Origin of the sequence: Streptomyces sp. NPDC051180 (assembly GCF_040689545.1) — a bacterium.
Classification (GTDB): Bacteria; Actinomycetota; Actinomycetes; order Streptomycetales; family Streptomycetaceae; genus Streptomyces.
Map to the genome: position 1 here is coordinate 174,899 of NZ_JBFBBC010000011.1, position 12,432 is coordinate 187,330.

At 66.1% G+C, this 12,432-nt stretch carries 12 protein-coding genes and 1 pseudogene; 9 read left to right on the forward strand and 4 right to left on the reverse strand.

Translation table 11 applies throughout. The features are described 5' to 3' along the window. Window positions 1–2: 2 nt before the first annotated feature. Window positions 3–308, forward strand: a complete 306-nt coding sequence (locus AB0424_RS21065) for a hypothetical protein (protein ID WP_366307573.1) — start codon at window positions 3–5, stop codon at window positions 306–308. On the opposite strand, the gene ligD is transcribed toward AB0424_RS21065, so the two are convergent. Further along, complete coding sequence (gene ligD / locus AB0424_RS21070) at window positions 277–1,173, reverse strand: non-homologous end-joining DNA ligase (protein ID WP_366307575.1); 897 nt, start codon at window positions 1,171–1,173, stop codon at window positions 277–279. The two genes, AB0424_RS21065 and ligD, sit on opposite strands and share 32 nt — an antisense overlap. 50 nt (window positions 1,174–1,223) lie before the next feature. Here ligD and AB0424_RS21075 point away from each other — a divergent pair, with 50 nt between their 5' ends. The 6 genes from AB0424_RS21075 (at window position 1,224) to AB0424_RS21100 (ending at window position 9,759) form a co-directional block, all read left to right on the forward strand. Beyond that, window positions 1,224–2,363, forward strand: a complete 1,140-nt coding sequence (locus AB0424_RS21075) for a Ku protein (RefSeq protein ID WP_366307577.1) — start codon at window positions 1,224–1,226, stop codon at window positions 2,361–2,363. Window positions 2,364–2,706: 343 nt separating this feature from the next. After that, a complete protein-coding gene (locus AB0424_RS21080; protein WP_366307743.1) occupies window positions 2,707–4,248 on the forward strand; it encodes a M4 family metallopeptidase in 1,542 nt (513 codons plus the stop codon). Window positions 4,249–4,437: 189 nt separating this feature from the next. Next, window positions 4,438–6,021: an HNH endonuclease gene (locus AB0424_RS21085; RefSeq protein WP_366307579.1), complete on the forward strand. Its 1,584-nt coding sequence runs from the start codon at window positions 4,438–4,440 to the stop codon at window positions 6,019–6,021. 489 nt (window positions 6,022–6,510) lie between these two features. Beyond that, window positions 6,511–6,720: an HAD family hydrolase gene (locus tag AB0424_RS21090; protein WP_366307581.1), complete on the forward strand. Its 210-nt coding sequence runs from the start codon at window positions 6,511–6,513 to the stop codon at window positions 6,718–6,720. A 42-nt stretch (window positions 6,721–6,762) separates the two neighbouring features. Further along, a complete protein-coding gene (locus tag AB0424_RS21095) occupies window positions 6,763–6,936 on the forward strand; it encodes an HAD hydrolase-like protein (protein ID WP_366307583.1) in 174 nt (57 codons plus the stop codon). A gap of 132 nt (window positions 6,937–7,068) precedes the next feature. After that, entirely contained in the window at window positions 7,069–9,759 is a 2,691-nt protein-coding gene (locus AB0424_RS21100; protein WP_366307585.1) for an ATP-dependent RecD-like DNA helicase, read from the forward strand. Between the two features lie 113 nt (window positions 9,760–9,872). Here the strand turns inward: AB0424_RS21100 and AB0424_RS21105 are convergent. Next, a pseudogene (locus AB0424_RS21105) lies at window positions 9,873–10,084 on the reverse strand (IS5/IS1182 family transposase); the annotation flags it as partial. A 38-nt stretch (window positions 10,085–10,122) separates the two neighbouring features. Here AB0424_RS21105 and AB0424_RS21110 point away from each other — a divergent pair. Both AB0424_RS21110 and AB0424_RS21115 read left to right on the forward strand, forming a co-directional pair. Further along, on the forward strand, window positions 10,123–10,566 hold the full coding sequence (locus AB0424_RS21110; RefSeq protein WP_366307587.1) for a GntR family transcriptional regulator: 444 nt from the start codon (window positions 10,123–10,125) through the stop codon (window positions 10,564–10,566). A gap of 11 nt (window positions 10,567–10,577) precedes the next feature. Next, on the forward strand, window positions 10,578–11,147 hold the full coding sequence (locus AB0424_RS21115; protein ID WP_366307589.1) for an HD domain-containing protein: 570 nt from the start codon (window positions 10,578–10,580) through the stop codon (window positions 11,145–11,147). On the opposite strand, the gene AB0424_RS21120 is transcribed toward AB0424_RS21115, so the two are convergent. Both AB0424_RS21120 and AB0424_RS21125 read right to left on the reverse strand, forming a co-directional pair. After that, window positions 11,135–11,608: an NUDIX domain-containing protein gene (locus AB0424_RS21120; protein ID WP_366307591.1), complete on the reverse strand. Its 474-nt coding sequence runs from the start codon at window positions 11,606–11,608 to the stop codon at window positions 11,135–11,137. The genes AB0424_RS21115 and AB0424_RS21120 overlap by 13 nt on opposite strands. Further along, entirely contained in the window at window positions 11,605–12,375 is a 771-nt protein-coding gene (locus tag AB0424_RS21125) for a helix-turn-helix transcriptional regulator (protein WP_366307593.1), read from the reverse strand. Before AB0424_RS21125 ends, AB0424_RS21120 begins: the two co-directional genes overlap by 4 nt. Between the last annotated feature and the right edge of the window lie 57 nt (window positions 12,376–12,432).

The window sequence follows — 12,432 nt, forward strand, 5'->3', positions numbered from 1 at the left end:
TCGTGGCCCTTGGCACGCGCACCCTCGCGGCGGTCGGCGCGCACCCCGGCGCGGGCGCCGGCGGCCGCTTCGGCGTGGCCCGCGGCGGCCGTTCCGCCACCGCGACCGCCGCCGCGACGGCGACCGGCACCCGCTCCGACACCGTCATCGGCACCCGCTCCCTCACTCCGATCCACCCCCGCTCCGACACCCCGATCCACCCCCGCTCCGACACCCCGATCCGCCCCCGCTCCGGTGTCGCCGGGGTCCCGGTCCCGCTTCACGGCCGCACCCCGTTCACGGCACGTCTCCCGCCCGTTCGGGTGTGAAAAGAGGGGCCAGGAGGTCCCCGTACCGCTCCAGACGTGGCGCGATGTCGTCCATCAGGAGGACGAGCCGGCCCGGGTCCGCGCCGGGGTCGGCGCAGTCCTCGACCTCCTCCCAGGTGACGGGGGCGGAGGCGGAGGGGAGGGGGCGCGCCCGCAGGGTGTAGGGGGTGGCGGTGGTCTTGGCGGCGGCGTTCTGGCTGTGGTCGACGAAGACCTTCCCGGGCCGCAGGGCCCGGGCCATCCGGTGCACGACCAGGTGCGGCAGCGCGGCCTCCGCCTCGACGGCGAGCTGCCGCGCGTACGCGGAGACGCGGGCGGACGGCGTCGGCGTCACCGGCACCAGCAGATGGAGCCCCTTGGCGCCGGAGGTCTTGGCGAAGGCTTCCAGGCCGTCCGCCGCGAGCCGCTCGCGCAGGTGGAGCGCGACCCGGCAGCACTCGACGACGGTCGCGGGCGGTCCCGGGTCGAGATCGAACACGAGCCGGTCCGCGACGGCGGGGGAGGGCGCCCGCCACTGCGGGGTGTGGAACTCCACGACCAGGTTCGCCGCCCACATCAGCGACGCCAGGTCCTGGACCACCACCTGGCGCGCCCCGGGGTCCTCCGAGCGGGGCACGGGGGTGGTCGTCACCCAGGAGGGCGTGCCGGGCGGCGGATTCTTGGTGAAGAAGAGCTGCCCCTCCGGGCCGTCCGGATAGCGCAGGAAGGAGGCGGGCCGGTCGCGCAGATGCGGCAGGATCGCGGCCCCGACGGTCGCGTAGTAGTGGAGGACCTCGCCCTTGGTGGTGCCGGTGACCGGGTGGAGCACCTTCTGGAGGTTGCTGAGCGCCAGCCGGTGCCCCTCCACCTCTGTGATGGGCGTCATACGATGAGAATCCCACGTTTCCGGATAGTTCGGCTCGAAAGGCAGGAATCGTGCGATCCATCTGGAATGGCGCCATCTCCTTCGGGCTCGTCAGCATCCCGATCAAGCTGGTGAACGCCACCGAGAGCCGGTCCGTCTCCTTCCGCCAGGTCCACACCGAGGACGGCGGCCGTGTCCGCTACAAGAAGGTGTGCGAGCTGGACGGCGAGGAGGTCCCGCAGGCGGAGATCGGCAAGGCGTACGAGGACGCCGACGGCACCATGATCCCGATCACCGACGAGGACCTGGCCTCCCTGCCGCTGCCCACCGCGAAGACCATCGAGATCGTGGCGTTCGTGCCGGCCGGCGAGATCGATCCGCTCCAGATGGACGCCGCGTACTACCTCTCCGCCAACGGCGTGCCCGCGGCCAAGCCGTACACCCTGCTCCGCGAGGCGCTCAAGCGCAGCGACAGGGTGGCCGTCGCCAAGTACGCCCTCCGCGGGCGCGAGCGGCTCGGCATGCTCCGGGTGGTGGACGACGTGATCGCCATGCACGGACTGCTCTGGCCCGACGAGATCCGGGCCCCGGAAGGCGTGGCCCCGGAGTCGCCCGTCACCGTGCGGGACGCCGAACTCGACCTGGCGGACGCCCTGATGGCCACCCTCGGCGAGGTCGACATCAGCACCCTCCACGACGACTACCGCACCGCCGTGGAGGAGATGATCGCCGCGAAGGCCGAGGGCGGCGAGGGCGTCCCCGCCCCGGCCCGCGAAGAGGAGGGCGGTGGGCGGGTCATCGACCTCATGGCCGCCCTGGAGAGCAGTGTCCGCGCGGCCCGCGAGGCCCGCGGCGAGCGGGCGGGGCCGGCGGAGGGCGAGGCGGAGGCGGCCGACTCGGCGGACGTCGCCGAGGTCACCCCGCTCAAGCCCCGTGCGGGCCGCGCCTCCGGCTCCGCGAGCTCGCCGAAGTCCACCGACGCCAAGAAGTCCACCTCCCGCACGGCGGCGAAGAAGACGGCGGCCCCCGCCCGCAAGTCGACGTCGAAGACGGCGTCCGGCGGCTCGGCGAAGGAACCGGCTGCCAGGAAGACGACGGCGAAGAAGGCGGCGAAGAAGACGGCGGCCAAGTCGACGGCGAAGAAGGCCCCGGCGAAGACCCCGCCGAAGACCCAGGCCAAGAAGGCGACCCCACGCAAGCGTTCGGCCTGAGCCCCGGGGCCGGGGCCTCTCCCGGCCCCCCTCCTCTCCTCCCGCCCCTCCCAGCCCCTCGGAGCGCATCGCTCCGAGGGGCTTTTCGCTGCCCGAAGGCGGGCACAGGAGACCTCAACTCGCCGCATAGCGAACACAGTTAGCCGTCCTTCGGACAACAGCTGGTCAAATCCTTGTTGCAGACCTGTCAAACGGAAGTCTTCGCTGGCACGCTCACTCGCGCACCACCCCCCTCACAACCCCCACACCCCCCACGCTTTTCAGCGAAGGAGCCCGCGTGACCCGCCAGCAGTCCTCGCACCGCCGTACCGCCACCGCCACCGCCCTGCTCGCCTCGGCCGCCATGGTCGTCGTCGGAGTCCAGACCGGCTCCGCCAGCGCCGATGCCCAGCGCGTGGCCGGCGCCACCGCCGTCGCCCTCTCCGGCACCCAGCGCGCCGCCGCCGTCCAGGACGCCCAGGCCGGAGCCTCCGCCACCGCGAAGGCCATCGGCCTGTCCGGCAAGGAGGCGCTCGTCGTCCGTGACGTGATCAAGGACGCCGACGGCACCGTCCACACGCGCTACGAGCGCACCTACGAGGGCCTGCCGGTCCTCGGCGGCGACCTGGTCGTCCACCAGAAGAAGTCGGGCGCCCGCTCCACCACCAAGGCGACCGAGGCCGCCATATCCGTGGCGACCACGGTCGCCGCGGTCCCGTCCGCCACCGCGAAGAAGGCCGCGCTCGCCTCCGGCGCCAACGCCTCGGAGTCGGCCTCCACCGCCCGCAAGGTCGTCTGGGCCGCCGGCGGCAAGCCCGTCCTCGCCTGGGAGACCACCGTCACCGGCGTCCAGCAGGACGGCACGCCGAGCCGCCGCCAGGTCGTCACCGACGCCACCACCGGCAAGGAGCTCTACTCCTACGAGACGATCGAGACCGGCGTCGGCAACACCATGTACGCCGGCCAGGTCACCCTCGGCACCTCGCCCTCGTACACCCTCACGGACGCCACCCGCGGCGGCCACAAGACGTACGACCTCAACGGCGGCACGTCCGGCACCGGCTCGCTCTTCACCAACTCCACCGACACCTGGGGCAACGGCCTCGCCTCCAACCGCGCCACCGCCGCCGCCGACGCCCACTACGGCGCCGCCGTCACCTGGGACTTCTACAAGAACGAGCTCGGCCGCAGCGGCATCCGCGGCGACGGCGTCGCCGCCTACTCCCGCGTCCACTACGGCAACGCCTACGTGAACGCCTTCTGGGACGACTCCTGCTTCTGCATGACCTACGGCGACGGCATCGGCAACACCCACCCGCTCACCTCGCTCGACGTGGCCGGCCACGAGATGTCCCACGGCCTGACCTCCTCCACCGCCAACCTCCGCTACAGCGGCGAGTCCGGCGGCCTCAACGAGGCCACCTCCGACATCCTCGGCACCTCGGTCGAGTTCTTCGCGGGCAACGCCACCGACGCCGGCGACTACCTCATCGGCGAGAAGATCGACATCAACGGCAACGGCACGCCGCTCCGTTACATGGACCAGCCCAGCAAGGACGGCAAGTCCGCCGACTACTGGTCGAAGTCCGTCGGCCGCCTCAACGTCCACTACTCCTCGGGCCCGGCCAACCACTTCTTCTACCTGCTCTCCGAGGGCAGCGGCTCCAAGACGATCAACGGCGTCACCTACAACTCGCCCACCTCCAACGGCTCCACGGTCACCGGCATCGGCCGCACCGCCGCCTACAAGATCTGGTACAAGGCCCTCTCCACCTACATGACCTCCACCACCGGCTACTCCGGCGCCCGCACCGCCACCCTCAACGCCGCCAAGGACCTCTACGGCACCGGCAGCACCCAGTACAACGCCGTCGCCACCGCCTGGACCGCCATCAACGTCAAGTAACCCCCCGCAGTCAGGCGAAGGTCCGCGCGGCGCACCTGGCGTGCCGCGCGGACTCACGACGAGGTCTCGCCCACTTATTGACGTCCATGCCGCGAGGGTGGTCACGGCGCGACACCCGGCCGCCCACATCCACCAGCGAATGTCGGTGTTCGACCGAGCCCTGCCGGCCCGACCTCTCCCCTCGGTCCGATGGACAGCGTCGATGCGGTGACGTCGTCAGCGACCATGGCTACGCTCACCGACATGACGATCAACGGGGTGGGTGGGTTCGCGGAGGAAGCGGCCGAAGCGGGCGTCCAGTGGCTGCTGCAGCCGCGGGGCAACGGAAGGGACGGGCGCGAGCACTTCCAGCACACTGTCGTGGAAGGTGTCGCGCTCGCGGACTACGAGGACGTGCTCGGCGACGCGGCGCCTCGCCTGGCGGAGTGCTTCCCGGGAGACGCCGTAGCTCGGTTCTGGGGCGCGACGCCGGCCGCCCATGACTGGCACCCCAAGGCGAAGGCCATTCGGGACTCCGAGGTCGGCGACGAGGTGCTCTTCTACAACAGCTGGAAGTTCATCGCCAGGGCCACCATTGTCCACAAGTTCCGGAACGAACGCCTGGCCGCGAGGCTCTGGGGCACGGACGAGGAGTCCGGTGCCACCTGGCAGCACATGATCGCCCTGGGCGACGTCGTCCAGTTCGAAGCCGAAGCCCGGCCCCTGCTCGACAGCATCAACGTCAGCGGCGCCCTGCGCGGACTGACCCTGGTGTCGGCCGAGAAGCGGCTCGCCTACATCCGCGAGCGGGGGATGCCGTGGTCACCGCGAACCTCGTTGGGCGGATTTCCCTCGCCGCGGAATCCGACGACCGAGCCGGCACCTTCGCTGGGAGAGCGGGAACTGCTGAACGCGTTCACGGCACTCCGGACGCACACCCGGCCGGACGGGCCGTCGCTGCACAAGCCGCTGGCGCTGCTGTGGTCCCTCGGCCGTCTCACGGAGGGCAAAGCCAGGCTCGCACCCTGGAGCGACTTCGAGCGTGAGGTCGGCGGCCTGTTGAGCGAGTTCGGCGGCACCGGCTCCCGAGCCACGCCCCACTACCCCTTCTGGCGACTGCGGGGGGACATCTGGGAGGTGGAGGGGGTTCCGGGGGATGTCTCCGACCCCGGCCCGGAGGCTCTTCGCCGCGCCGACGCCAAGGGCGGATTCGTGGACGAGGCGGCGCGGCTGCTCCGCAAGGCACGCGTCCGTGCGAAGGCCGTCCGTGCGCTGAGCTCGACGTACTTCGACGCTGACACCATGCCTCTCGTCCTTGAACAGGTCGGGCTCAGCGGTTACTTGAACGCGAGCGGCCACACCACGTCCGAGGCGACCGACACCAGCGCCGACGACACGGAGACCCCTTCGGGACCGGTGGAGCGCCGCACCGTGGTGAGCGCTCGACCCACCCGCAACCCGAAGCTCGTCAAGAACGTCAAGCAGTGGCACCGCAGCATCTGCCAGGTGTGCTCGACGCCGTTGGAAGGTCTTCTCGGTCCCTTCAGCGAAGCCGCCCACATACAAGGTCTCGGCACCCCTCACGAAGGCCCCGACCACACGAGCAACATGCTCTGCCTCTGCCCCAACCACCACACCCAGTTCGACGGGCTCGCCATCTACATCGACGCCCAGTGGAACGTCCGCCGGACCACGGACGACGAGGTGCTGTTCGAACTGCGCCTCGACCCCCAGCACCGGATCGCTCAGGAGCACGTCGCCTATCACCGCCTTCTCTGCGGCAAGGACGACTGAACACCTCCCCAACCCACCGAAGCCCCCACCCCGTCCTCAACAGGCCGGGGCACAGGCCCGTCACCCCGAGAGACGCAGAAGGCCCCGTGCACAGTGCTTGCACTGTGCACGGGGCCTTTCGGCACTTCTTACGAAGTGCCCCCGGCAGGATTCGAACCTGCGCACACGGCTCCGGAGGGCATGGTTAGGTGAACTCGCATTGTGGCTCCGACCTGGGCGTTCCGGCCTTCCAGATTGTGGGCGTGGTGATCTCACTCGCCACTCACTCGGAGGACCGCCGAGGTTGGCGCCACCCTTGATCGATAGGAAGCTGGGTCTGGCTGAGTGGGCGCGGCGCTTCGCCTCTTCACGCGCACTGCCGCCCACCGCCGCGCTCGTGATCAGTGAGCGGCTACGGGATCGGGCGTACCCCGCAGACCTCACCGCAGTGGGGACGGCACTTGGGCTGAATGACGCCGAGGGGATCTCTGGCGGGATTACGTAGAGGGGATGGTGAGCACCGCCAGTTGTCTTCCGGGGGTGAAGCACGGCCTGTGCGAGCTGCGCCGGGCGGGCTGGAGGCTTGGCGTGGCCACGAACGGTGCGGGCGATATCCAGCGGGCCAAGCTCGCGAATGCCGGTCTCGTGCCGTACTTCGACGGGGCCTGTGTCTCCGAGGAGGTGGGGGTCAGGAAACCCGCCCGGCGGTTCTTCGAGTAGGCCGCCGCACTGTGCAGCACCGATTCGGGCGCCGGCGGATGGATGGTGGGGGACAGCCCTGAGACGGACATCGAAGGCGGAAGAGCTGCGGGACTGCGAACGATGTGGGTCGCCACCGGACGACAGTGGCCCACGGGTGTCCGTCGCCGCCCGAATGCTGTAGTAGCGGACAATGCCGAGGCGACGGCCGTGCTCTCAGCGCTAGACCGTTGGTGAGAGTCGCCAAGATGTGCATTTCGGTGGACTCGTGCCTGCCTAGGTGATTCGATGCGATCAGCGTCACGCGGTCGGCGGCTGATTGAAGCAGCCACCTTGGAAGCGGGCAGAGGGGAAGTAAGAGGGCACAGCATGGGCACCGTAGACGAACAGATTCGCAGCGCCGCCAGCACTATTTCTTCGAACATCACGGCTTTGGGCCACGATCGAGCCCTACTGGCACAGAACATCCTTAGTCAGCTTCGCAACCTGGTCGAGGGCGTCATGGTGCGAGTTCACGTGGGCAGTGGAGACGTGGAGTTCCAGTACTCTTCCGTGAAGCCTGCAGCAGCCCACGTGAGTTCGGACGGCAAGCTCAACTTCCTCTCAAGATTCCACAAGCTGCTCCAGATCAGTGCATCGCACTACTCGATGGGGGGCGATCCTTCCGAGCGGCTGATGCTTAAGTACTACGACTACTTGCATCGGGTCCGGGACTTTGCTCGCACTCGGCTGAGTATCGATATCCTGCCGAATCTAGAAGATTTTCCCGTTGACCTCGACCCATCGCTTCGGGAGTACCACGAGAAGATTGCGGACCGACTTGCCGCTTCGCGCTCGTTGCCGCTTGATCAGACCCGCAAGGCTCGCTACTACATTCACGCAGTGAGGCCCTTCTATGCAGGCGGACGTATCTACTATGAGGTGACCTTCTATCACGCCGTTAACCGAGTCAGTAAGTTCGACCGAATCATTGGCTTCACGGAGATCGAGATCACCGACAAGTATGCGGCCAATCTGACGCTTGCGAGCGACTCGATTCAGGTGCTAGGGCAGGCAATGCCTATCACGGTCATTCGTGATTGGGAGGTTTCCATTCGGCCGTGCGAGTTCGACAACTTTGCGAGAATCCTTGGCCAGTTCACCAATGTGTCATCTGGTAGTTCCGAGTATCGAAATCTTGGGCATTATCTGACGGCAACTCATTCAAGCCTTCTTGACCTCATGGATGCCGCAGATGGGCATTACTTGCAAGTGAAGAAGTGGGCAACGGAGCGGTCGCGGAATCCTCAGATCTTCCCCGTGTTGGATAAGGCTCGCCAGGTCATCCAATCGAAGGTCGCCGGGTACAACGTGCTCCGTTACTTGATGCTGCGGATGAACAACCAAATCACTAAGTTGCAGTACGCGCCAACCACCTGCGGCACACTGTCGAATCTTCACTTGCAGTACGGGTGCACACCGTTTGACCAGATGCCTTTCTGTACGTCCTTGCTGGGGCATAATCCCAGAATTTCTGACCTCCTTGAGAGCCTGGAGACGAGTGGTCGCGATCACGAGTTCCTTGCTCGACGCGTGAAAACCAATGTCGAAGACCGAGGCATGCTCTACACGCCAGAAAAGGACCTTAAGGATCTCGGAGATGTAGACCAGTTGACCTCGACCTATAACGGCAAGGTGTATCACAAGCACACCGGTCGAAAGATGCTCCAGGACAAGGGGCGCGTCTTCATTAAGAGCTACGAGGACGGAACTGTCGAGATCATTGAAAAGCTTCAGGAGTGTGCGGCTACAGGAATTGCTGGATATGAGGCTGCGGTCAGTCAGTGGCTAGCTCAGACGAGCCCTGTCTCCGACGACCCAGTCAAGTTGCACGCGCTCCAAAGGCTCTTTGCCGATTCGCGAGTTGCGCTGATTTATGGGGCTGCTGGCACTGGTAAGTCCACTATGGTCGGTCTTATCGCCACCTACTTCAACGGTAACGAGAAGCTCTTCCTCGCCCAAACGAACCCAGCCGTCGATAACCTCAAGCGTCGAGTCAATGCACAAAAGTCCACGTTCCGCACGATCACCAGCCATGTCCATCGCAACGACGCAACTGAGTACGATGTCTTGATTATCGATGAGTGTAGTACGGTTAGTAACTCCGACCTGCTCAAGGTGCTTGAGCGGACATCCTTTAAACTCCTTGTGCTAGTTGGCGACATCTTCCAGATCGAGTCGATTCAGTTCGGTAACTGGTTTGGTCTTTCCAGGTCATTCATTCCGAGCAGTGCAGTATTCGAACTGGAGACGCCCTTTAGGACCAAGAATGCAAACCTCTTGGACCTGTGGTCGACTGTTCGCGAGCTGAAGAACGACATCGCAGAGACGTTGGCGCGCAACAGCTACTCCACGGTTCTGGATAAGTCTCTATTTGCGGCGCAGCGGAGCGACGAGATCATCCTCTGTTTGAACTATGACGGCCTCTACGGCATCAATAACGTCAACCGATTCCTCCAAAGCAGCAATCCTGGTGCTGCGACCATTTGGGGGGCTTCCACCTATAAAGTTGGTGACCCGGTGCTGTTCAACGAGACTGATCGTTTCAGGCCGGTAATCTACAACAATCTAAAAGGCAAGATCGTGGCGATTCGGACGTTCCCTGGCCGGATTCAGTTCGATGTGTCACTGGATCGGCCGGTGACTTCCTTCGATGTTGACGGTGTCCAACTTCGATACGTCCAGGACTCGACGGTACAGTTCGACGTTTATGAGCGTGGTAGTGGCGACGACGATGACGATTCGGCGACGGGGTCTGTGCCGTTCCAGGTTGCTTACGCGGTATCAATCCACAAGGCGCAAGGGCTGGAGTACGACTCGGTGAAGGTCGTGATCACGGACGCCAATGAGGACGACGTCTCGCATAACATTTTCTATACGGCAATCACCCGGGCGCGTGAGCATCTCCAGATCTTCTGGACGCCTGAGACCGAGCATGCCGTCCTGAGTAGCTTGCAGCGGATCGTGGCCAAGAGGGACGTGGCTCTTCTTTCAGCCCGACGTGGACTGACCCAGGCATAGGGGTCAGATGCGTGACCTCGTAGGTGTCGAAGGCGGCACAGGTCGGGCCCGTTGAGCGTTACGGGCCCGCCCCCCCCGCAGTCCGCCGGCGCATACAAGCAGCCTTTCCAACCTCATGCTGAGGCGTGATGAAGGACGACGACCGCCTGGGCGATCGCAGTGATGCGGTTGATTCTGCAGCGGAACTTTCGTAGGAGGCGCCAGCCCTTCAGGGTGGCCATAGCCTGCTTGCCCAGGCAGCGGATCTTGGCGTGTGTGCTGCTGCGTCGGCGCGGTCACCGCTTGAATGGCCGCGGAAGGGCACCTGGATGGAACCGCCGGCGCCTACCCTGGCAGCAGTTGAGTCAGTCGGAAGGAGGTGCCGTGTCAGAGGTCAGCCCGCGCGGAACCTATCTGCTCATTGCTGAAGCTCTGCGTAAGGGCATCGAGGAAGGAGAGTGGAGTGGAGCTCTGCCATCAGAAGCGGAGCTCATGCAGGCATACAGCGTCTCCCGCAACACCATTCGCCGCGCTCTCCAGACGCTTCAGGGGGCAAACTTGATCAGCCCGGTTCCAGGGGCTGGCTGGCATGTGACGAGTGAGCCGATCTTGCCCCTCATCGATCGCGTCGCCCAACTGATCACCGAAGATTCCCTGGCAGTTGGTGACGTTTTTCCGTCCGAGGCGGCGCTGTGTGAGCGCTTGAGGGCATCGCGGTCCGCCGTACGACGTGCGCTCGCGCAGATGGAGGGCGCGGGGATGCTCGAAGCGAAGCATGGCAAGGGACGGACGGTTCGAGCTCTCCCGGCGAGTCCCGAGCGGCCTTAGCCTTATGAACCATGGGGCTAACTGAGTGGGCGTACTCGCTCTCCGAATCGATGTTGTCCGAGCCGCTGCCGCGTCGTTGGGCGCACTCTCTCGGCGTTGCCAAGCGGGCTCGGTCCCTGGGCCCGATCCTCGACGGTGACGCCGAGCTGCTGGAGGCTGCGGCCGTTCTGCATGACGTCGGGTACTCGCCGGCCATCGCGACTACCGGCTTCCACCCGCTCGACGGGGCCCGGTTCCTTCGAGAGCAAGAGGGTGCCGATGAGCGGGTGGTGCGGCTTGTGGCGCATCACTCTTGTGCGCTCCTGGAGGCCGAGGAGCGAGGACTTCGGCATGAGCTGGAGACCGAGTTCGAGCTTGAGCGGCCCGAGCTGGTGGACGCGCTGATCGTCTCCGACATGACGACCACGCCCGACGGCGGGCACACCACACCGGTCGCCCGGCTGGACGAGATCGTCCAGCGGTACGGGCCGGACACCATTGTGGGGCGGTTCATTCAGCGCGCGGCGCCCGAGATCTACGCCGCCAACGAGAGAGTGGAGCGCCGTATGGCCGCCGCCGCGGCCGGCGCTCAGCCGAGGTAGGGCTCCCGTCGCGACTCGTCCAGGCCGTGCCGGATGCGCAGTCTCATGGACGGGTGGATGTCCAGGTCATCGAGGTCCGCTGGGTTCACCCAGCGGACCTCCTTCGATTCGCTGCTCGTACGGAGGGAACCGCCGACCGGGTGAGCCCGGAAGCAGATGGAGAACTGCTGCCGGACCTCTCCGTCGTCGTACGCCAGGACGTGGTCCGGATCCGTGTAGAGGCCGACGATGTTGTCCACCGCCACCTCGACCCCCGTCTCCTCCCTGACTTCCCGGACTGCGGTGTCGCCGATTCGCTCACCGATGTCGTGGCCCCCGCCCGGGAGGGCCCACAGGTCGTTGTCGGTCTTGTGGATGAGGAGGAGCCGCCCCACGTCGTCGCGTACGACGACCGTCACTGAGGGCACCACCGAGTTGGCCTTTGGGGCGGCGGGGTCACGGAAGTAGTCGATACGGCTCATGCGTCCGAGCCTCCCAGGTCAGTGGGCGAGGTGATGGGGCGGGCCCTCTCCCAGACCCGTTCGATGCTCTCGGCATAAGCGTCGAAGAGCTCGCCGCCGGCCACCCGCTGGATGTGCAACACCGGCGCCATGTACGCGCCGACGCCGTACAGGTGCCCGTTCGCGAGCATCTGGTCATCCGCGCGATAGAGGGAGTTGTAGAGCGTGGTGGAGTGGAGGCGGAACTCCACGCCGGGGAGTCCGAAGAGTGGCGCATAGTTGACCAGGGCATTTCGGATCTTGCCTGCCATGGCCCCGCCGATCCCCTCGTCGGCTCCGCGCACTGCCACCGCAGCTGAGTCGGGGTCGCCGAGCATGAACCGGACCGGGATGCCGGCGGCCGACTTCTCCTTGACGACCTGGTGGAAGGCCGCGTCCTCGGTGAGCCAGAACCCCGAGTAGACCAAGACGTCGAAGGACCGCTGAGCGCTGGCGTAGAGCTGCGTCCAGAGCCGATTCGGCACGACCGAGCGGTGGGGGTAGAGCTTGATCAGCTCGGCGTTGCCCGCCTCGGTGACCTCTGCGGACGTCCGCTCCTCAGGCCATAAGTAAGACATCTCGCGCTGAAGGAGCGAGGCCGTCGCGTACTTGAATCGGCGGTACGGCTGGCGCTTGGGGTCGTTGATCCAGCGCTCGACTGTCTTCGCCGACACCCCGAGCCGCTCGGCGACCTGATCGAGCGTCATGCCGCTCTCGATGATGGCGCCGCGCAGTCGTTCGTTGGCCATGCCGCACTCTCCCACCCGCGGGACGACTTGGGACGACTTCACCGTAGCCAAGTCGTC